This is a genomic window from Streptomyces sp. NPDC002817 (genome assembly GCF_053592055.1).
Genome location: NZ_JBSFUY010000031.1, coordinates 36,113 through 56,525, shown reverse-complemented (window position 1 = coordinate 56,525; position 20,413 = coordinate 36,113). Strand labels below are relative to the sequence as shown.

Here is a 20,413-nt window from a genome sequence, read left to right as displayed (position 1 = left end):
CCCGACCCTGGGCCCATGAGGGACCCTGTATGCAGCTGAGGCTGCGCCAGTTCAGGCCCAGGACCGGGCCGCAGGAGCACCGTGTCGTCCAGCCCCGGCAGCCCCTGCGCCACACGTCACTGCGCGCCCCCGACCCGATCGGCCTGCTGCTGGGCGACCACGACGGGCTGAACCGACTCTCCGGACTGTTCTCCTTCGCCGCCTACTCCCGGCACACGATCGTCCATGTGCCGCTGCGTGACGGCGTCCCGCCGGACGAGGGCCAAGGCGAGCTGGTCGACCTCGTGATGGCCCACCACAGCCTCGGACTGCGCGCCGGGGACTGGCCCGAACTGCGCCGCAAGCTCAAGAACGGCGTCCCGCTGACCGCACGCACCGACGAGGCACGTACCGCGCGGGACGCGGAGTCCTGGCGGGCGCGGAGCGGGCGTACGGACTTCCGCGAGGACCTGCGGCACGCCACCCACGCCCGGACGTTCTTCCTCTTCGGCAGCAGGGACGTCTTCGCCCAGGCCGCCACGGACTTCGCCTTCGCGGCCGGCTGGGGGCCGCGCGAGAAGAGGGCGGCGAAGGGACACATGTCGCTGATGGCGGCCCTGCCCGAGCTGGTCGATCCGCCCGGCGGAGGGCATCCCATCGAGGTGATGATCTGCCACAAGCCGTATCCGCCCTACGCCCACTTCAGGCGGCCGGGCGAGCCAGCCACTCGTCCACCCCGGCCAGCATCCCCGCCTTGACGCCCTCGGGCGCCGCGGAGGCCCGGACCGACTGCCGGGCCAGCTCCGCCAACTCCTGGTCCGTGAAACCGTGGTGCTGCCGTGCGATCTCGTACTGGGCGGCCAGCCGCGACCCGAAGAGCAGCGGGTCGTCGGCGCCGAGCGCCATCGGAACCCCCGCCTCGAACAGCGTCCGCAGCGGCACGTCCTCGGGCTTCTCGTAGACGCCCAGCGCCACGTTGGAGGCCGGGCAGACCTCGCACGTCACGCCCCGGTCGGCGAGCCGCTTCAGCAGCCGCGGGTCGTCCGCCGCGCGCACCCCGTGCCCGATCCGGTTCGCGTCCAGGTCGTCGAGACAGTCCCGTACCGACGACGGTCCGGCCAGTTCGCCACCGTGCGGCGCCGACAGCAGCCCGCCCTCGCGCGCGATGTTGAAGGCCCGGTCGAAGTCCCGTGCCATGCCCCGGCGTTCGTCGTTCGAGAGGCCGAAGCCGACCACGCCCTTGTCCGCGTACCGCACCGCCAGCCGGGCCAGCGTGCGGGCGTCCAGGGGATGCTTCATCCGGTTCGCGGCGACCAGCACCCGCATCCCGAGCCCGGTCTCGCGCGAGGTCGTCTCCACCGCGTCCAGGATGATCTCCAGCGCCGGGATCAGCCCGCCGAGCCGGGGCGCGTACGACGTCGGGTCGACCTGGATCTCCAGCCACCCCGAGCCGTCGCGCACATCCTCCTCCGCGGCCTCCCGCACCAGCCGCCGGATGTCCTCGGGCTCGCGCAGACACGAGCGGGCCGCGTCGTACAGCCGCTGGAAACGGAACCAGCCCCGCTCGTCCGTCGCCCGCAGTCTCGGCGGTTCCCCGCTGGTCAGTGCTTCGGTCAGCGCCTCGGGCAGCCGTACTCCGTACTTGTCGGCCAGTTCCAGAACCGTCGCCGGGCGCATCGACCCGGTGAAGTGCAGGTGCAGATGGGCTTTCGGCAGCTCAGAGACATCACGTACACGCTCCATTCGAGGATCCTGCCGTACGTCACCGGTGTCCCGGTACCGCTTTCCCCTTTAGTGGTCTTGCTCGCACAAAAAAGGCACCCCCTCACGTGAGGGGGTGCCTTTTCACGGCGGGCTCAGTCCTGCGCCTCCGCCAGCAGCTTCTGGATCCGCGAGACGCCCTCGACGAGATCCTCGTCGCCCAGGGCGTACGACAGCCGCAGGTAGCCCGGCGTACCGAAGGCCTCACCCGGCACGACCGCGACCTCGGACTCCTCCAGGATCAGCGCGGCCAGCTCGACCGAGTCCTGCGGGCGCTTGCCGCGGATCTCCTTGCCGAGCAGACCCTTGACCGACGGGTAGGCGTAGAAGGCGCCCTCCGGCTCCGGGCAGAGCACGCCGTCGATCTCGTTGAGCATCCGCACGATCGTCTTGCGACGCCGGTCGAAGGCCTCCTTCATCTTCTCGACGGCCGACAGGTCGCCGGAGACCGCGGCCAGGGCAGCCACCTGGGCGACGTTGGAGACGTTCGACGTGGCGTGCGACTGGAGGTTCGTCGCGGCCTTGACCACGTCCTTCGGGCCGATGACCCAGCCCACGCGCCAGCCGGTCATCGCGTACGTCTTCGCGACACCGTTGACCACGATCGTCTTGTCGGCCAGCTCCGGCACGACCACCGGCAGGGAGTGGAACTCCGCGTCGCCGTAGACCAGGTGCTCGTAGATCTCGTCGGTCAGGACCCACAGGCCCTTCTCGGCGGCCCAGCGGCCGATCTCCTCGACCTGAGCGCGGGTGTAGACGGCGCCGGTCGGGTTGGAGGGGGAGACGAAGAGCAGGACCTTCGTGTTCTCCGTACGGGCCGCCTCCAGCTGTTCCACGGAGACGCGGTAGCCGGTCGTCTCGTCCGCGACGACGTCGACCGGGACACCGCCCGCGAGGCGGATCGACTCCGGATACGTCGTCCAGTACGGGGCCGGGACGATGACCTCGTCGCCCGGGTCGAGGATCGCGGCGAATGCCTCGTAGATGGCCTGCTTGCCGCCGTTGGTCACCAGGACCTGGGAGGCGTCGACCTCGTAGCCGGAGTCGCGCAGTGTCTTCGCGGCGATCGCGGCCTTCAGCTCGGGCAGACCGCCGGCCGGCGTGTAGCGGTGGTACTTCGGGTTCGAGCAGGCCTCGATGGCGGCCTGGACGATGTAGTCCGGGGTCGGGAAGTCGGGCTCACCGGCGCCGAAGCCGATCACCGGACGCCCGGCGGCCTTGAGGGCCTTGGCCTTGGCGTCCACGGCGAGGGTGGCGGACTCGGAGATCGCGCCGACTCGGGCGGAGACCCGGCGCGCGGTGGGAGGGGTTGCAGCGCTCATGGGCCCATCGTTCCAGACCGGAAACGCCAGTGGCACACGGGTTTCACAGACTGAACACGTGCTGAACAACCGTCCGGATTCGCGCGGTGGCCTGGGTGATCTTCGGCCGCCGTGCTGACGATCTTCCGTCGGCAAAGCCCTTACGGGCGCTTTCTGTTCGACGGGGGCCTCCGGAACACGTACACTCTCACCTCGTTGGCCTCACAACGGCCGCACTCATCCGGTGCACACCGAGCACCCGGGCGGATGCGGTACGTTTGGGGAGAACCACAAAGGGTCGTAGCTCAATTGGTAGAGCACCGGTCTCCAAAACCGGCGGTTGGGGGTTCAAGTCCCTCCGGCCCTGCTACACACACCGCCAGGATGTGTACGCATGTACGTACAGGTAATGCACCGCCGTGCGGCTCAGACCGGGCGCGGCACGGCCACGACCCGGGAACAGGTGAGGACGAATGGCGGACGCCGTGGGCTCCATCGACACGCCTGATGCCCAGGATGAGGCGTCAGAGTCGAAGAAGACCCGCAAGGGCGGTAAGCGTGCCAAGAAGGGCCCGCTGAAGCGTCTTGCCCTCTTCTACCGGCAGATCGTCGCGGAGCTTCGCAAGGTCGTCTGGCCTTCGCGAGGCCAGCTGACCACCTACACGACCGTGGTGATCGTCTTCGTGATCGTCATGATCGGCCTGGTCACCGTGATTGACTATGGACTCGACCACGCCGCCAAGTACGTTTTCGGCTGAGCAACGTTGCGAAGGGCGCCGCGGTTACCGGCGCCCCTTTCGCATGTTCCACCCCTATGTATCCAGGAAGAAGCAGCCACCGTGTCTGACCAGAACCTGAACGACGCCATCGAGCCGGACGAGTCCGTGGAAGACGAGCTCGACATCATCGAGGGCGCGGACGAGGACCTGGACGAGGTCGAGGCTGCCGACGCCGAGGCGGGCGAGCCCGCCGAGGAAGCCGCTCTCCACGTCGAGGACGAGTCCGACGAAGACGCCGAGGCCGAGTCCGGCGGCGACGTCGAGGCCGTCGAGGACGAGGAAGAGGACGCCGAGGAGGAGCCGGCCGAGCCGGTCGACCCCGTCGTCGCCCTGCGCGAGGAACTGCGCACCCTCCCCGGCGAGTGGTACGTCATCCACACCTACGCCGGTTACGAGAACCGCGTGAAGACCAACCTGGAGCAGCGCGCCGTCTCGCTCAACGTCGAGGACTACATCTTCGCGGCCGAGGTGCCCCAGGAAGAGGTCGTCCAGATCAAGAACGGCGACCGCAAGACGATCCGTCAGAACAAGCTCCCCGGCTACGTGCTGGTACGCATGGACCTGACGAACGAGTCCTGGGGCGTCGTCCGCAACACTCCCGGTGTCACCGGCTTCGTGGGCAACGCCTACGACCCGTACCCGCTGACCCTGGACGAGATCGTCAAGATGCTCGCCCCGGAGGCCGAGGAGAAGGCCGCCCGCGAGGCCGCCGAGGCCGAGGGCAAGCCGGCTCCGCAGCGCAAGGTCGAGGTCCAGGTGCTGGACTTCGAGGTCGGCGACTCGGTCACCGTCACCGACGGCCCGTTCGCCACGCTGCAGGCCACGATCAACGAGATCAACGCCGACTCGAAGAAGGTCAAGGGTCTCGTCGAGATCTTCGGCCGCGAGACGCCGGTCGAGCTCTCCTTCGACCAGATCCAGAAGAACTAGCTTCGTCTGGAGCACAAGCCTCCGATCAGGTCAGACAGGCTTTCGCAGCCGGTCTGACCTGCTCGGTTTTTGGCCGCGCAGAGATACCCGTTATCGTTGTGCGGTATGCCTCCATCCGGATCATCCGGACCGGACGGCTGAAAACTCTCACTAGGACCCGGAGAGAGCAATGCCTCCCAAGAAGAAGAAGGTCACGGGGCTCATCAAGCTCCAGATCAACGCCGGTGCGGCCAACCCCGCTCCGCCGGTCGGCCCCGCGCTCGGCCAGCACGGCGTCAACATCATGGAGTTCTGCAAGGCCTACAACGCCGCGACCGAGTCGCAGCGTGGCTGGGTGATCCCGGTGGAGATCACGGTCTACGAGGACCGCTCCTTCACCTTCATCACCAAGACGCCGCCGGCCGCGAAGATGATCCTCAAGGCCGCGGGTGTCGAGAAGGGCTCTGGCGAGCCGCACAAGACCAAGGTCGCCAAGATCACCGAGGCGCAGGTCCGCGAGATCGCCACGACCAAGCTTCCCGACCTGAACGCCAACGACCTGGACGCCGCGTCGAAGATCATCGCCGGCACCGCCCGCTCCATGGGCATCACGGTCGAGGGCTGAACCCCAGCCTCGTAGCACCTTCGTAGCACCGTGGCAGGGCCTGCTCGGCCCATACCACGACTCCTCAAGACACACTGGAGCAGTAGTGAGCAAGCGCAGCAAGTCCCTCCGCGCTGCGGACGCCAAGATCGACCGGGAAAAGCTCTACGCCCCGCTCGAGGCCGTCCGTCTCGCCAAGGAGACCTCCACGACCAAGTTCGACGGCACCGTCGAGGTCGCCTTCCGTCTGGGTGTCGACCCGCGTAAGGCCGACCAGATGGTCCGTGGCACCGTGAACCTTCCGCACGGCACCGGTAAGACCGCCCGGGTCCTGGTCTTCGCGACCGGCGACCGTGCCGAGGCCGCGCGTGCCGCGGGCGCCGACATCGTCGGCGCCGACGAGCTCATCGACGAGGTTTCGAAGGGCCGCCTGGACTTCGACGCCGTCGTCGCCACCCCGGACCTCATGGGCAAGGTCGGCCGCCTCGGCCGCGTGCTCGGTCCGCGTGGTCTGATGCCGAACCCGAAGACCGGCACCGTGACCCCGGACGTGACCAAGGCCGTCACCGAGATCAAGGGCGGCAAGATCGAGTTCCGCGTCGACAAGCACTCGAACCTGCACTTCATCATCGGCAAGACGTCCTTCGACGACGAGAAGCTGGTGGAGAACTACGGCGCCGCGCTGGAGGAGATCCTCCGTCTGAAGCCGTCCGCCGCCAAGGGTCGTTACATCAAGAAGGCCGCGGTCTCCACCACCATCGGTCCCGGCATCCCGGTCGACCCGAACCGCACCCGCAACCTCCTCGTCGAGGAGGACCCGGCCGCCGTCTGATCCTGACGGCAGTCGCGTCGCGATACGCGTTCTTGACGCGGGCCCCGCAACCTTTCGAGGTGCGGGGCCCGTCTCTTTTCCGGGTACGTGTGTCAGTGCTCCGCGCTAACGTGCGGACACAGCAACCGCATTGGGGTGGGACGAATGAAGAGCACGACCATGCGCCGGACGGCCTTGGCGATCGCGACAGCGACCGCGCTGACCGGCCTGGCTGCCTGTACGTCCTCGGATGACTCGAAAAGCTCCGGCAAGGACGACAAGGCGTCCGGCAAGGACACGAGCAACCTCAGCCCCGTAGCGGCCCTGCGCTCCGCCGAGAAGTCCACGGACGCCGCCGACTCCGCCAAGGTCGAGTCCACGACCACCATGGGCACGATGATGTCCATGACCGCCGACGGAGCCCTCGGCTGGGGTGACGGCATCACCGGCACCATGACCATCGAGTACACCGGCGGCACCATGGCCGACACCATGCGCCGGCTCGGCACCACGTCGATGGAGGCCCGCTATCTGCCCGACGCCTACTACGCGAGGATGGGCGACAAGTTCGCCGAGCAGGCCGGCGGCAAGCACTGGATCCGGTACGACTACGACGACCTCGCTGACCTCGGTGGCAGCTCCGGTGCCTATCTCAGGGACCAGATGCAGAACACCACGCCCAACCAGTCGGTGAAGCTGCTGCTGGCCTCGGGGGACGTGAAGAAGGTCGGCGCGGAGAAGGTCCGCGGCCAGGAGACCACGCACTACTCGGGCACCGTCGACGTCGCCGACCTCGCCGGCAAGAACTCCAGCCTCAGCGCGAGCCAGCTCGCCGACCTCAAGAAGCAGCTCGAGCAGGCGGGCGTGACCACACAGCAGGTCGACATCTGGGTCGACGATCAGGATCTGCTGGTCAAGAAGGTCGAGAAGGGCCGGATGGCCACCGGTGACCTGACCCAGACCGCCTACTACAGCGACTACGGCGTGAAGATCTCCGCCGAGGAGCCCGCGGCGAGCGACACCCAGGACTTCAAGGAGCTGCTGGAGAAGCAGGGCGGCACCGTCGCCGGCACCACGTCCTGAGGGGGCCGGAAACCCGGGGGACGGGGGAGTCCTGCGGGGGATATGGTCCTGGTCGAACTTTCAACAGGCATCACTCGGTCCAGGGGGGACTCATGAGCATGTCCATAGGCGGCTCGGTACGCCGTAGAGGTGCGGGGGCCGCCGCGGCGGCCATGCTGCTGGCGGGCGCCGTGGCCTGCAGCGGCGGGGGAGAGAAGAACGACGCCACGGACACGGGCGCGAAGACGGGCAAGAAGCGTTCCGTCACGCAGGTCATCACCGCGGCGTACAAGAAGACGGCCGAGGCCAAGTCCGCCCGGGTCAACATGACCATGTCGGTGCCGGGCGCGGACGGCGGCAAAATGACCATGAGCGGGATCATGGGCTGGGACCCGACCCTCATGGACATGACGATGAAGGGCTCCGGGCTCGCCGCGGACGCGGACATGCCCAAGAACGCCCGCATCATCTGGCAGAACGACGTCGTGTACGTCGACGCGGGCACGGCCGCCGCCAAGGAGATGGACGGCAAGCGCTGGATGAAGCTCGACCTCGGGGCCGTGGCCGAGCAGGCCGCGAAGTCCGGGGACAAGGAGCTCACCAAGCAGCTGACCGGCGGCCTGGAGGACATGAACCAGGACCCCGCCCAGCAGCTGGCGATGCTCCTCGACTCGCCCAACCTCAAGCACGTGGGCAGCGAGAAGATCGACGGGGCCGACACCGAGCACTACAAGGGCACCCTCACCGTCGAGGAGATGATGGCGACCAACAAGTCGCTGGACGTCCTGGAGCCCAAGGAGCGCAAGGAGCTCCTGGCCGGTATGAAGAAGGCCGGCATCAAGGGCTACGACACCGAGGTCTGGGTCAACGAGGACGACCTCCCGGTCCGCATGGACGTCGGCATCGACAGCCCGGAGGGCACCGTCGAGATGAGCATGAAGCTCTCCGACTACGGTGCGAAGGCCGAGGTCGAGCTGCCGTCGGCCGACGAGACCTTCGACCTGATGGAGATGTTCAAGGAGCTCGCGGAGAGCGGCGATCTCAGCGGGAGCTGAGCGTCGTAGGACCCGATTTGCTTGACGGCGACGGGGTCACGTACTCTCCTACAGAAGCCAAAGACCGCTGGTCGTTGCCGTGCTCTCGCAAGAGGGTTCGGTGGCCGAAGGATCCGCTGAAAATCGCGGACGACCCGCGCAGGTGACTGTGGATGTGCTCCCGGAGTTCGCTGCTCGACAGCGTGCGATTCCCGGTCGAGCTACGCCCCGTGCGCCTGCGCCGGGGCGTTTCGTTTTCTGTAGCCCCTTCTGAGCGGTCCTCATCACCCGGAAGGAGGCCACGCTTATGGCAAGGCCCGACAAGGCTGCCGCGGTAGCCGAGCTCGCGGACCAGTTCCGTAGCTCGAACGCCGCTGTGCTGACCGAGTACCGGGGTCTCACCGTGGCGCAGCTCAAGACGCTGCGCCGTTCGCTCGGTGACGACGCCCAGTACGCCGTGGTGAAGAACACGCTGACCAAGATCGCGGCCAACGAGGCCGGGATCTCCACGCTCGACGACCTGTTCAACGGTCCGACGGCGGTTGCCTTCATCTCCGGTGACCCGGTGACGTCGGCGAAGGGTCTTCGTGACTTCGCCAAGGACAACCCGAACCTCATCATCAAGGGCGGTGTCCTTGACGGTAAGGCGCTGTCCGCCGATGAGATCAAGAAGCTCGCGGACCTCGAGTCCCGCGAGGTTCTGCTCAGCAAGCTGGCTGGTGCGTTCAAGGGCAAGCAGTCCCAGGCTGCCTCGCTCTTCCAGGCGCTCCCCTCGAAGTTCGTCCGCACCGCGGAGGCGCTTCGTGCCAAGAAGGCCGAGCAGGGCGGTGCCGAGTAATTCGGCTCGCGCATTGACCGCCGCCTGAGGCGACGGTCGCAGCGGGCCGAACGTACGCCCGCCTCACATGTACATCCGGCACCAGCCGAATTAGTGGAAGGATCGCCCACATGGCGACGAAGCTGTCCCAGGAAGAGCTGCTCGAGCAGTTCGAGTCCCTCACCCTCATCGAGCTCTCCGAGTTCGTGAAGGCGTTCGAGGAGAAGTTCGACGTCACCGCCGCCGCCGCGGTCGCCGCTGCCCCGGCCGGCCCCGCCGCCGTTGCCGACGCCCCGGAGGAGCAGGACGAGTTCGACGTCATCCTCACCGGCGCCGGTGACAAGAAGATCCAGGTCATCAAGGTCGTGCGTGAGCTGACCTCCCTGGGTCTGAAGGAGGCCAAGGACCTCGTGGACGGCGCCCCGAAGCCCGTCGTCGAGAAGGTCGCCAAGGAGGCCGCTGAGAAGGCCGCCGAGGCCCTCAAGGGCGCCGGCGCGTCCGTCGAGGTCAAGTAACACCTCACGGTCCGCACGGACTCGCGCGAGCTACGGGCCTCGTAAGAGGGCTGTAACGCTGACGCACCGAAGAGCGATCATCCATCCGGGTGGTCGCTCTTCGGCGTTCCCGAGGGCGTCGTGGCGGCTGCCTTGCGACCGTGGTCGTGGGGAGTATGGTGATCTTCGTCGTGCCCCTTGAGCGCCCCTGGTGGCAGGCCGGAGGCAGACCGCAAGTGACGAGCGCAGCACCCGGTTTGGGCAAGACAGGCCTTGACGAACCGCACGCGGCGCGCAATTCTCAGGACGCGTCGCCAGAACGGTCCGAATCCGAGGCATGGATCGGCGACGAAGAGGGCAGTATCAACGTGCGTTGAGGGCGAGCGCATCGAAGGCGTTGAGGACAACGAGGGTCACAGAAAATCGGGGCTGGACATCAGTGCGCCATGTGGCTACACTGACCCTTTGCGCTGCCTGTTAGCTGTCCCCTGCCCGTCACCAGGGGTCTGCCCTCGCCTCAGCATCGATGATCAGAACTTCTCTGACCTGGCCGTATAAAGCCAGATCAGGGGGTACCTGTCTTCGTGTGCAGGAGTGGGACCGGTACGCGCGTAGTGAGTCCGAGCCCTCGGAAGGACCCCCTCTTGGCCGCCTCGCGCACTGCCTCGAACGCGAATACGAACAATGGCGCCAGCACTGCCCCGCTGCGCATCTCTTTTGCAAAGATCAAGGAGCCTCTCGAGGTTCCCAACCTGCTCGCGCTGCAGACCGAGAGCTTTGACTGGCTGCTCGGGAACACCGCCTGGCAGAGTCGGGTCGAGGAGGCTCTGGAGTCAGGTCAGGACGTCCCCACCAAGTCCGGTCTGGAGGAGATCTTCGAGGAGATCTCTCCGATCGAGGACTTCTCCGGGTCGATGTCGCTGACATTCCGCGACCACCGCTTCGAGCCGCCGAAGAACAGCATCGACGAGTGCAAGGACCGCGACTTCACGTACGCGGCCCCGCTCTTCGTGACGGCAGAGTTCACGAACAACGAGACCGGCGAGATCAAGTCCCAGACGGTCTTCATGGGCGACTTCCCGCTCATGACCCACAAGGGCACCTTCGTCATCAACGGCACCGAGCGTGTCGTGGTGTCGCAGCTGGTCCGTTCGCCGGGTGTCTACTTCGACTCCTCCATCGACAAGACGTCCGACAAGGACATCTTCTCGGCCAAGATCATCCCGTCCCGGGGTGCCTGGCTGGAGATGGAGATCGACAAGCGCGACATGGTCGGTGTGCGCATCGACCGCAAGCGCAAGCAGTCCGTGACCGTCCTCCTCAAGGCTCTCGGTTGGACCACCGAGCAGATCCTCGAGGAGTTCGGCGAGTACGAGTCCATGCGCGCCACTCTGGAGAAGGACCACACCCAGGGCCAGGACGACGCGCTGCTCGACATCTACCGCAAGCTGCGTCCGGGCGAGCCGCCCACGCGCGAGGCCGCGCAGACGCTTCTGGAGAACCTCTACTTCAACCCGAAGCGCTACGACCTCGCCAAGGTCGGCCGTTACAAGGTCAACAAGAAGCTGGGCGCGGACGCTCCGCTCGACGCCGGCATCCTGACCGTCGAGGACATCATCTCGACGATCAAGTACCTGGTGAAGCTGCACGCGGGCGAGACCGAGACGGTCGGCGACCGGGGTACGAGCATCGTCGTCGAGACCGACGACATCGACCACTTCGGCAACCGTCGTCTGCGCAGCGTCGGCGAGCTCATCCAGAACCAGGTCCGTACGGGTCTGGCTCGTATGGAGCGCGTCGTGCGTGAGCGCATGACGACCCAGGACGTCGAGGCGATCACGCCGCAGACCCTGATCAACATCCGGCCGGTCGTCGCCTCCATCAAGGAGTTCTTCGGCACCAGCCAGCTGTCGCAGTTCATGGACCAGAACAACCCGCTGTCGGGTCTCACCCACAAGCGTCGTCTCTCGGCGCTGGGCCCCGGTGGTCTGTCCCGTGAGCGGGCCGGCTTCGAGGTCCGTGACGTGCACCCGTCTCACTACGGCCGTATGTGCCCGATCGAGACGCCCGAAGGCCCGAACATCGGTCTGATCGGTTCGCTCGCCTCCTACGGCCGCGTCAACGCGTTCGGTTTCGTGGAGACGCCGTACCGCAAGGTCGACGGCGACGTCGTCACCGACGAGGTCGACTACCTCACGGCCGACGAAGAGGACCGATTCGTCATCGCGCAGGCCAACGCCACGCTCGACGACAACATGCGTTTCACCGAGAACCGCGTCCTGGTCCGCCGTCGTGGCGGCGAGGTCGACTACGTCCCCGGTGACGACGTGGACTACATGGACGTCTCGCCGCGCCAGATGGTGTCGGTCGCGACCGCCATGATCCCGTTCCTCGAGCACGACGACGCCAACCGTGCCCTCATGGGCGCGAACATGATGCGTCAGGCCGTGCCGCTCATCAAGAGCGAGGCCCCGCTCGTCGGCACCGGCATGGAGTACCGCTCCGCGGTCGACGCCGGCGACGTGGTCAAGGCCGAGAAGGACGGTGTGGTCCAGGAGGTCTCCGCGGACTACATCACCACCGCCAACGACGACGGCACGTACATCACGTACCGCCTGGCCAAGTTCGCCCGCTCCAACCAGGGCACCTCGGTCAACCAGAAGGTCATCGTCAACGAGGGCGACCGCATCATCACGGGCCAGGTGCTCGCCGATGGTCCGGCCACCGAGAACGGCGAGATGGCCCTGGGCAAGAACCTGCTCGTGGCGTTCATGCCGTGGGAGGGTCACAACTACGAGGACGCGATCATCCTGTCGCAGCGCCTCGTGCAGGACGACGTCCTCTCCTCGATCCACATCGAGGAGCACGAGGTCGACGCCCGTGACACCAAGCTCGGCCCCGAGGAGATCACCCGGGACATCCCGAACGTCTCCGAGGAGGTCCTCGCCGACCTCGACGAGCGCGGCATCATCCGTATCGGTGCCGAGGTCGTCGCCGGTGACATCCTCGTCGGCAAGGTCACGCCCAAGGGTGAGACCGAGCTGACCCCGGAGGAGCGCCTGCTGCGCGCGATCTTCGGTGAGAAGGCCCGTGAGGTCCGTGACACCTCGCTGAAGGTCCCGCACGGCGAGATCGGCAAGGTCATCGGCGTCCGCGTCTTCGACCGCGAGGAGGGCGACGAGCTTCCCCCCGGTGTGAACCAGCTGGTGCGCGTGTACGTGGCGCAGAAGCGCAAGATCACCGACGGTGACAAGCTCGCCGGCCGTCACGGCAACAAGGGTGTTATCTCGAAGATCCTTCCCATCGAGGACATGCCGTTCCTCGAGGACGGAACTCCGGTCGACATCATCCTCAACCCGCTGGGTGTGCCGTCCCGAATGAACCCGGGACAGGTTCTGGAGATCCACCTCGGCTGGCTCGCCAGCCGCGGCTGGGACGTCTCCGGGCTCGGTGAGGACTGGGCGCAGCGCCTGCAGGTCATCGGCGCCGACCAGGTCGCCCCCGGCACCAACGTCGCCACCCCGGTGTTCGACGGTGCGCGTGAGGACGAGCTCGCGGGTCTGCTGAACCACACCATCCCGAACCGCGACGGCGAGCGCATGGTGCAGCCGACCGGCAAGGCGAGGATGTTCGACGGCCGCTCCGGTGAGCCGTTCCCGGACCCGATCTCCATCGGGTACATGTACATCCTCAAGCTCCACCACCTGGTCGACGACAAGCTGCACGCCCGTTCGACCGGTCCGTACTCGATGATCACCCAGCAGCCGCTGGGTGGTAAGGCCCAGTTCGGTGGCCAGCGCTTCGGTGAGATGGAGGTGTGGGCGCTGGAGGCTTATGGCGCCGCGTACGCCCTCCAGGAGCTGCTGACCATCAAGTCCGACGACGTCACCGGCCGCGTGAAGGTCTACGAGGCCATCGTCAAGGGCGAGAACATCCCCGAGCCCGGCATCCCCGAGTCCTTCAAGGTGCTCATCAAGGAGATGCAGTCCCTGTGCCTCAACGTGGAGGTGCTGTCCTCGGACGGCATGTCCATCGAGATGCGCGACACCGACGAGGATGTCTTCCGCGCTGCGGAGGAGCTTGGCATCGACCTGTCCCGGCGCGAGCCGAGCAGCGTCGAAGAGGTCTGACGGGAGTTCGGAGGCCTTCACCATGAAGGCCTCCGGCCCCAGGACCCCCGTATCAGACCCCATGACTTACAACCCTGAGAGGGATTGACGCATAGTGCTCGACGTCAACTTCTTCGACGAGCTCCGGATCGGTCTGGCCACCGCTGACGACATCCGTCAGTGGAGCCACGGCGAGGTCAAGAAGCCCGAGACGATCAACTACCGCACGCTCAAGCCCGAAAAGGACGGACTCTTCTGCGAGAAGATCTTCGGTCCGACCCGGGACTGGGAGTGCTACTGCGGCAAGTACAAGCGTGTCCGGTTCAAGGGCATCATCTGTGAGCGCTGCGGCGTCGAGGTCACTCGCGCCAAGGTGCGTCGTGAGCGGATGGGCCACATCGAGCTCGCCGCGCCCGTCACGCACATCTGGTACTTCAAGGGTGTCCCGTCGCGTCTGGGCTACCTGCTCGACCTGGCCCCGAAGGACCTCGAGAAGGTCATCTACTTCGCGGCGTACATGATCACGTACGTCGACGAGGAGCGCCGCACCCGCGACCTGCCCTCCCTGGAGGCGCACGTCTCCGTGGAGCGTCAGCAGGTCGAGAACCGTCGCGACGCCGACCTCGAGGCCCGCGCCAAGAAGCTCGAGACCGACCTGGCCGAGCTCGAGGCCGAGGGTGCCAAGGCCGATGTGCGCCGCAAGGTGCGCGAGGGTGCCGAGCGTGAGATGAAGCAGCTGCGCGACCGTTCGCAGCGCGAGATCGACCGTCTCGACGAGGTGTGGACCCGGTTCAAGAACCTCAAGGTCCAGGACCTCGAGGGCGACGAGCTGCTCTACCGTGAGCTGCGCGACCGCTTCGGCACGTACTTCGACGGTTCGATGGGTGCCGCGGCGCTGCAGAAGCGCCTGGAGACCTTCGACCTCGACGAGGAGGCCGAGCGCCTCCGCGAGATCATCCGTACCGGCAAGGGCCAGAAGAAGACCCGTGCGCTGAAGCGGCTGAAGGTCGTGTCTGCCTTCCTGCAGACCTCCAACAGCCCCAAGGGCATGGTCCTCGACTGCGTCCCGGTCATCCCGCCGGACCTTCGCCCGATGGTGCAGCTGGACGGTGGCCGCTTCGCGACCTCCGACCTGAACGACCTGTACCGCCGTGTGATCAACCGCAACAACCGTCTGAAGCGGCTTCTCGACCTCGGTGCTCCCGAGATCATCGTGAACAACGAGAAGCGCATGCTTCAGGAGGCCGTCGACGCGCTGTTCGACAACGGTCGTCGTGGCCGTCCGGTCACCGGTCCCGGTAACCGCCCGCTGAAGTCCCTCAGCGACATGCTGAAGGGCAAGCAGGGTCGATTCCGTCAGAACCTGCTCGGCAAGCGTGTGGACTACTCCGCGCGTTCCGTGATCGTCGTCGGTCCGCAGCTGAAGCTGCACCAGTGCGGTCTGCCGAAGGCGATGGCGCTGGAGCTCTTCAAGCCGTTCGTGATGAAGCGCCTGGTCGACCTGAACCACGCGCAGAACATCAAGAGCGCCAAGCGCATGGTGGAGCGCGGCCGCACGGTCGTGTACGACGTCCTCGAAGAGGTCATCGCCGAGCACCCGGTTCTGCTGAACCGTGCTCCCACCCTGCACCGCCTCGGCATCCAGGCCTTCGAGCCGCAGCTGGTCGAGGGCAAGGCCATCCAGATCCACCCGCTCGTCTGCACCGCGTTCAACGCGGACTTCGACGGTGACCAGATGGCCGTCCACCTGCCGCTCTCCGCGGAAGCGCAGGCCGAGGCCCGCATCCTGATGCTGTCCTCGAACAACATCCTCAAGCCCGCCGACGGCCGTCCGGTGACGATGCCGACCCAGGACATGGTCCTCGGTCTGTTCTTCCTCACCACCGACGGCGAACTGCGTGACACCAAGGGCGAGGGCCGGTCCTTCGGCTCCACGGCCGAGGCGATCATGGCGTTCGACGCCGGCGAGCTCGCGCTCCAGTCGCAGGTCGACATCCGCTTCCCGGTGGGCACCATCCCGCCGCGCGGCTGGACCCCACCGGTGCGCGAGGAGGGTGAGCCGGAGTGGCAGAACGGTGACTCGTTCCGTCTGAACACCACCCTGGGCCGCGCGCTCTTCAACGAGCTGCTTCCCGAGGACTACCCGTTCGTCGACTACTCGGTGGGCAAGAAGCAGCTCTCCGAGATCGTCAACGACCTGGCCGAGCGCTACCCCAAGGTCATCGTGGCGGCGACGCTCGACAACCTGAAGGCGTCCGGCTTCTTCTGGGCGACCCGTTCCGGTGTCACCGTCGCCATCTCCGACGTCGTCGTTCCCGAGGCGAAGAAGGAGATCGTCAAGGGCTACGAGGCGCAGGACGAGAAGGTCCAGAAGCAGTACGAGCGCGGTCTGATCACCAAGGAAGAGCGCACTCAGGAGCTCATCGCGATCTGGACCAAGGCGACCAACGAGGTTGCCGAGGCGATGAACGCGAACTTCCCCAAGACGAACCCCATCTTCATGATGGTTGACTCGGGTGCCCGAGGAAACATGATGCAGATGCGTCAGATCGCCGGTATGCGTGGTCTGGTGTCCAACGCCAAGAACGAGACGATTCCTCGTCCCATCAAGGCGTCGTTCCGTGAGGGCCTGTCCGTGCTGGAGTACTTCATCTCCACCCACGGTGCCCGTAAGGGTCTGGCGGACACCGCCCTGCGTACCGCCGACTCGGGTTACCTGACCCGTCGTCTGGTGGACGTCTCGCAGGACGTCATCATCCGCGAGGAGGACTGTGGCACCGAGCGCGGTCTGAAGCTGCGGATCGCCTCGAAGAACGCCGCCGGCGTCCTGATCAAGGCGGACGACGTCGAGACCAGCGTCTACGCCCGCATGCTCGCCGAGGACGTCGTCATCGACGGCAAGGTGATCGCGCCGGCCAACGTGGACCTCGGCGACGTGCTGATCGACCAGCTCGTGCACCACGGTGTCGAGGAGGTCAAGACCCGCTCGATCCTGACGTGCGAGTCCCAGGTCGGCACCTGCGCGATGTGCTACGGCCGTTCGCTGGCCACCGGCAAGCTGGTCGACATCGGTGAGGCGGTCGGCATCATCGCCGCCCAGTCCATCGGTGAGCCCGGTACCCAGCTGACGATGCGTACCTTCCACACCGGTGGTGTGGCCGGTGACGACATCACCCAGGGTCTGCCCCGTGTCGTCGAGCTCTTCGAGGCTCGTACGCCCAAGGGTGTCGCCCCGATCTCCGAGGCCCAGGGCCGCGTGCGGATCGAGGAGACCGAGAAGACCAAGAAGATCGTCGTCACCCCGGACGACGGCAGCGACGAGACGGCGTTCCCGATCTCGAAGCGTGCCCGTCTCCTGGTCAGCGAGGGCGAGCACGTCGAGGTGGGCCAGAAGCTCACCGTGGGTGCCACCAACCCGCACGACGTGCTGCGCATCCTGGGCCAGCGTGCCGTCCAGGTCCACCTGGTCGGCGAGGTCCAGAAGGTCTACAACTCGCAGGGTGTGTCGATCCACGACAAGCACATCGAGATCATCATCCGGCAGATGCTCCGCCGTGTGACGATCATCGAGTCCGGCGACGCCGAGCTGCTGCCCGGTGAGCTGGTCGAGCGCTCGAAGTTCGAGACCGAGAACCGTCGTGTGGTCCAGGAGGGCGGTCACCCGGCCTCCGGTCGTCCGCAGCTGATGGGTATCACCAAGGCCTCGCTGGCGACGGAATCCTGGCTGTCGGCCGCCTCCTTCCAGGAGACGACCCGAGTTCTGACGGACGCGGCGATCAACGCCAAGTCCGACAGCCTCATCGGCCTCAAGGAGAACGTCATCATCGGTAAGCTCATCCCGGCCGGTACGGGTCTGTCCCGCTACCGCAACATCCGGGTGGAGCCGACCGAGGAGGCCAAGGCCGCGATGTACTCGGCCGTCGGTTACGACGACATCGACTACTCGCCGTTCGGCACCGGCTCCGGCCAGGCCGTTCCGCTGGAGGACTACGACTACGGTCCGTACAACCAGTAGGCGTCGGCTCTGAAGCACTGAAGGGCGGTCACCCCGTTTCGTACGGGTGGCCGCCCTTCGGCATGCCCGGAATGGCTACGCCGTCTGTCCCGGAATGCCGGTTCGGCGCATCATGGAGTGAGCTCGGGGGGTTGGGGAGGTACTCCGTGTCGAATCCTTCGTGGCAGCCGGGGCAGGGCGGCGTCCCGCAGCCCTGGCAGCCCTATTCCGTTCCGTCGCCTATGCTCGCCTCCCACGCCGACCGGGAGCGGGCCGTGGACGTGCTCAGGGCGGGGTACGGGGAGGGGCGGCTGGAGAAGGCGGAGTTCGACAAGCGGGTCGCCCGGGCGTACGCGGCCCGGACCGTCGGGGAGCTGGCCCTGCTCGTCGGGGATCTGCCTCAGGGGCCCTTGACGCAGCCCATGGCCGTGCCGCGGACCTTCGTGGCCCTGCCCCGGCCGCGGACCAACGGGAAGGCCGTGGGGGCCGCCGTGTGCGGCGTGCTGTGTCTGCCGACCTTCGGGTTCACCGGCATTCCGGCGGTCGTGCTCGGACAGGCGGCGCGCTCGGAGATCCAGCGCACGGGGGAGGGCGGCGACGGGCTGGCGCTGATCGGGCTGGTCCTGGGGTGGATGTCGGTCGCGGCCTGGACCGTGATCCTGACGCTGATGCTCGCGGTGGCCATCGGGAGCGGGTGAGCGGTGCGCGGACGTGTTCCGCGCGGACGTGTTCCGTAGGGCGGCGGTCTCCTCTCGGGGCGGCCGCCCGCGGGCGTGTCCGGACGTCCGGGCTCAGTACGGCTGCTGCGGCTGGAGGTACGGCTGTAGATGGTGGAGCCGGGTGTGGTGGTCCGGGTGCGAGGACAGGAGGCGGCTCAAGGCGCCCTCCTCGACGGGGATGCCGCCGTTGCGGGCGGTGACCTCGGCCTGGTCGTACTGCTCCTGCCGGTGCAGTTTGTCGAGGACGGCGGCCAGCATCGGGGCGAAGCCGAGGGCGGCCGCGTGCTCGTCCGCGCGGAGCTCGGAACGGCGGCCGACGGCGGCGAGGGCGTACGGCACACCGAGGATCAGCAGCGGGAGCCCGTACAGGGTGCTGATGGTCGCGAAGGCCAGACCGCCGACGAGCAGGACGACGAAGGCCACGCCGAAGCAGCCGAAGGCCTTCGAGACGTGGAAGGCGACCGTGGAGACCGCTTTGAGTACGCGCCAGGCGATACGGCCCGGCAGGGCGTACCAGTAGCCGAGGAGACCTGACCACGCGTGACCGCCGACGTGGTGGCCCAGTTCATGGGCCATGACGGCGGCGAGCTCGCCGTTGGGGAGCTGGTTCATCGCGAAGCGGGTGACGCCGACGATGTGGCCCGCGGCGGCGACCGCGTTCAGGCTGTCGCTGTCCTCGACCCACAGCTCGTAGGTACGGCCCTCGACGCCGGCACGTGCCGTCACCTCGCGCCAGACCGGTTCGAGTTTGGCTCGTTCTTGCGGCGTGGGGTAGCGCAGACGGAGCAGATGGCGCGCGAGGGCGCTTTCGGTGGGGCGGTGGAAGACGAGTGCGCCGCTGGCGATCCAGAGCAGGATCACGACGAGGGCCAAGTCGCCGAAGAGTGCGGAGACCAGACCGACGACGAAGAGGCTGCACAGGAAGTTCGGCAGATGGAGAAGGAGATTGCCGACGGCTGTGGCGTCGGTGCGGCGCTGCTGGTTGGAGAGGTGGATCCGGCGGGGGGCCGTGCTGATGTGGTTGGGGTGGGCCGGGTCGGTGGGTGCGGGTGGGGTGTCGGGGGGCGTTGCGGGCTGGGTGTACTGCGGGGGTATGGGGGCGTAGGGCTGGTGGGGGTACTGCGGCGGGGCTTGGGGCGGGGTCTGCTGGGGGTACTGCCGTGGGATTTGTTGGTGGGGATGCGGCGGTGGCGGCTCGGGGTACCGGGGCGGCGGCTGGTCGGGGTATTGGGGCGGCTGGGTCATCTCGGGTCCTTCACGGGAGCGGTGGCCGGTCGGCCGGGTGTCAGCCGAGCAGCAGCGAGGCGGGGAGCAGGACCGTGCCGACGCAGAAGGCGATCAGGCCGGTTCGGATCCACTGGTGTTTGCGTACGGCGATGCGGCTCATCTCGGTGAGCGCGAGGGTCAGTGCGGCGACGGGGGCGCGGCGGGTCTCCGTCAGCGCCGTCTCCAACTGCCCTTGTCGGACGGCCTCTTGGATGTCGCCGAAGTAGGACAGCGGGCGGCCGGGGGACCAGTGCGGGGAGCGGTAGCGGGGCAGGACCGCCAGCAGCAGGGCGAAGAGCGACAGGACGAGCGCGGCAGCTCCCGTCCACCACATCACGGTGCCGACGGCGGACAGCGCGGCCGGCGTCCAGTCCCGGCCGACCAGCAGTCCGCTGAGGACACCGGCGGTCATACCGAGGGCGGCGACCAGCACGGACGCCTTGGTGTCGGCCCGGGCGACCTCCGTGCGCAGGTCGGCGAGGAGGCGCTCACAGAGGGGGACGAGGGCGTCGGCGGATGCGGGGGCGGGCGCGGGTGCGGGTGTCGGGTCGAGCGTTGTCATGTGCCGCTTGCCTCCGGGCCGTTGGGCCGAGTGCCGGTGCCGGCGGCGGCGTCGGTGGCGGGGGCGCTGTCCGGTACGTCCGTGGCGGGCAGGGTGGGTGTGCGGCCGTAGCCGGGCGGGGGCTGCCAGGGCGGGGTGGCTGTCGGTGTCGGGACGGGCGGGGGAGTGGGGTCGGATACCGGTGCGTGCGGGGGCTGCCAGGGCGGGGTGGC

At 67.3% G+C, this 20,413-nt stretch carries 16 protein-coding genes, 1 tRNA gene and 1 pseudogene; 13 read left to right on the top strand and 5 right to left on the bottom strand.

Annotation, left to right across the window (positions count from 1 at the left end; genetic code table 11):
• The first annotated feature begins 29 nt into the window (after positions 1-29).
• On the top strand, positions 30-737 hold the full coding sequence (locus ACWD3I_RS38705; protein ID WP_365409112.1) for a hypothetical protein: 708 nt from the start codon (positions 30-32) through the stop codon (positions 735-737).
• Here the strand turns inward: ACWD3I_RS38705 and ACWD3I_RS38700 are convergent.
• The gene (locus tag ACWD3I_RS38700; RefSeq protein ID WP_365409115.1) at positions 682-1,722 is read right to left on the bottom strand and encodes an adenosine deaminase; all 1,041 of its coding nucleotides are present in this window, start codon (positions 1,720-1,722) and stop codon (positions 682-684) included. The genes ACWD3I_RS38705 and ACWD3I_RS38700 overlap by 56 nt on opposite strands.
• Before the next feature lie 113 nt (positions 1,723-1,835).
• Positions 1,836-3,062: a pyridoxal phosphate-dependent aminotransferase gene (locus ACWD3I_RS38695; protein ID WP_365409118.1), complete on the bottom strand. Its 1,227-nt coding sequence runs from the start codon at positions 3,060-3,062 to the stop codon at positions 1,836-1,838.
• Between the two features lie 273 nt (positions 3,063-3,335).
• On the opposite strand from ACWD3I_RS38695, the gene ACWD3I_RS38690 reads away from it, so the two are divergent.
• The 12 genes from ACWD3I_RS38690 (at position 3,336) to ACWD3I_RS38635 (ending at position 18,352) form a co-directional block, all read left to right on the top strand.
• Positions 3,336-3,408: transfer RNA gene (locus ACWD3I_RS38690), tRNA-Trp, on the top strand.
• Between the two features lie 106 nt (positions 3,409-3,514).
• Entirely contained in the window at positions 3,515-3,799 is a 285-nt protein-coding gene (gene secE, locus ACWD3I_RS38685; protein ID WP_171145963.1) for a preprotein translocase subunit SecE, read from the top strand.
• 81 nt (positions 3,800-3,880) lie between these two features.
• Complete coding sequence (gene nusG / locus ACWD3I_RS38680) at positions 3,881-4,750, top strand: transcription termination/antitermination protein NusG (protein ID WP_365409122.1); 870 nt, start codon at positions 3,881-3,883, stop codon at positions 4,748-4,750.
• A 169-nt stretch (positions 4,751-4,919) separates the two neighbouring features.
• On the top strand, positions 4,920-5,354 hold the full coding sequence (gene rplK / locus ACWD3I_RS38675) for a 50S ribosomal protein L11 (protein WP_020132675.1): 435 nt from the start codon (positions 4,920-4,922) through the stop codon (positions 5,352-5,354).
• A gap of 85 nt (positions 5,355-5,439) precedes the next feature.
• On the top strand, positions 5,440-6,165 hold the full coding sequence (gene rplA, locus ACWD3I_RS38670) for a 50S ribosomal protein L1 (RefSeq protein ID WP_046262541.1): 726 nt from the start codon (positions 5,440-5,442) through the stop codon (positions 6,163-6,165).
• A 144-nt stretch (positions 6,166-6,309) separates the two neighbouring features.
• A complete protein-coding gene (locus tag ACWD3I_RS38665) occupies positions 6,310-7,227 on the top strand; it encodes a hypothetical protein (RefSeq protein WP_365409127.1) in 918 nt (305 codons plus the stop codon).
• 92 nt (positions 7,228-7,319) lie between these two features.
• The gene (locus tag ACWD3I_RS38660; RefSeq protein WP_451084298.1) at positions 7,320-8,261 is read left to right on the top strand and encodes a hypothetical protein; all 942 of its coding nucleotides are present in this window, start codon (positions 7,320-7,322) and stop codon (positions 8,259-8,261) included.
• Positions 8,262-8,547: 286 nt separating this feature from the next.
• Positions 8,548-9,078 carry a 50S ribosomal protein L10 gene (gene rplJ / locus ACWD3I_RS38655; RefSeq protein ID WP_361481110.1) on the top strand — a complete coding sequence of 177 codons (531 nt, stop codon included), beginning with the start codon at positions 8,548-8,550 and terminating at the stop codon, positions 9,076-9,078.
• A gap of 110 nt (positions 9,079-9,188) precedes the next feature.
• Positions 9,189-9,572, top strand: coding sequence for a 50S ribosomal protein L7/L12 (gene rplL / locus ACWD3I_RS38650; RefSeq protein ID WP_365409131.1), 384 nt, complete (start codon positions 9,189-9,191; stop codon positions 9,570-9,572).
• Between the two features lie 623 nt (positions 9,573-10,195).
• The gene (gene rpoB / locus ACWD3I_RS38645; protein ID WP_266888978.1) at positions 10,196-13,681 is read left to right on the top strand and encodes a DNA-directed RNA polymerase subunit beta; all 3,486 of its coding nucleotides are present in this window, start codon (positions 10,196-10,198) and stop codon (positions 13,679-13,681) included.
• A gap of 94 nt (positions 13,682-13,775) precedes the next feature.
• Complete coding sequence (locus ACWD3I_RS38640) at positions 13,776-17,675, top strand: DNA-directed RNA polymerase subunit beta' (protein WP_365409134.1); 3,900 nt, start codon at positions 13,776-13,778, stop codon at positions 17,673-17,675.
• A 146-nt stretch (positions 17,676-17,821) separates the two neighbouring features.
• Positions 17,822-18,352, top strand: a complete 531-nt coding sequence (locus tag ACWD3I_RS38635; protein ID WP_365409137.1) for a DUF1707 and DUF4190 domain-containing protein — start codon at positions 17,822-17,824, stop codon at positions 18,350-18,352.
• Between the two features lie 93 nt (positions 18,353-18,445).
• On the opposite strand, the gene ACWD3I_RS38630 is transcribed toward ACWD3I_RS38635, so the two are convergent.
• From ACWD3I_RS38630 to ACWD3I_RS38620, 3 genes and pseudogenes are all read right to left on the bottom strand, one after another.
• Positions 18,446-19,618: a M48 family metalloprotease gene (locus ACWD3I_RS38630; RefSeq protein WP_365409140.1), complete on the bottom strand. Its 1,173-nt coding sequence runs from the start codon at positions 19,616-19,618 to the stop codon at positions 18,446-18,448.
• Positions 19,619-19,658: 40 nt separating this feature from the next.
• Positions 19,659-20,201 (bottom strand): Pycsar system effector family protein, encoded by a 543-nt coding sequence (locus tag ACWD3I_RS38625; RefSeq protein WP_365409143.1) that lies wholly within the window; start codon positions 20,199-20,201, stop codon positions 19,659-19,661.
• Positions 20,198-20,413: pseudogene (locus ACWD3I_RS38620) on the bottom strand (hypothetical protein); the annotation flags it as partial. The gene ACWD3I_RS38625 and the pseudogene ACWD3I_RS38620, both read right to left, overlap by 4 nt.

Bases quoted from the DNA above. Each gene is read 5' to 3' on its own strand.
- ACWD3I_RS38705 (WP_365409112.1), top strand. From the start codon at position 30: ATGCAGCTGAGGCTGCGCCAGTTCAGGCCCAGGACCGGGCCGCAGGAG.
- ACWD3I_RS38700 (WP_365409115.1), bottom strand. From the start codon at position 1,722: ATGGAGCGTGTACGTGATGTCTCTGAGCTGCCGAAAGCCCATCTGCAC.
- ACWD3I_RS38695 (WP_365409118.1), bottom strand. From the start codon at position 3,062: ATGAGCGCTGCAACCCCTCCCACCGCGCGCCGGGTCTCCGCCCGAGTC.
- secE (WP_171145963.1), top strand. From the start codon at position 3,515: ATGGCGGACGCCGTGGGCTCCATCGACACGCCTGATGCCCAGGATGAG.
- rplK (WP_020132675.1), top strand. From the start codon at position 4,920: ATGCCTCCCAAGAAGAAGAAGGTCACGGGGCTCATCAAGCTCCAGATC.
- ACWD3I_RS38665 (WP_365409127.1), top strand. From the start codon at position 6,310: ATGAAGAGCACGACCATGCGCCGGACGGCCTTGGCGATCGCGACAGCG.
- ACWD3I_RS38660 (WP_451084298.1), top strand. From the start codon at position 7,320: ATGAGCATGTCCATAGGCGGCTCGGTACGCCGTAGAGGTGCGGGGGCC.
- rplJ (WP_361481110.1), top strand. From the start codon at position 8,548: ATGGCAAGGCCCGACAAGGCTGCCGCGGTAGCCGAGCTCGCGGACCAG.
- rplL (WP_365409131.1), top strand. From the start codon at position 9,189: ATGGCGACGAAGCTGTCCCAGGAAGAGCTGCTCGAGCAGTTCGAGTCC.
- ACWD3I_RS38630 (WP_365409140.1), bottom strand. From the start codon at position 19,618: ATGACCCAGCCGCCCCAATACCCCGACCAGCCGCCGCCCCGGTACCCC.
- ACWD3I_RS38625 (WP_365409143.1), bottom strand. From the start codon at position 20,201: ATGACAACGCTCGACCCGACACCCGCACCCGCGCCCGCCCCCGCATCC.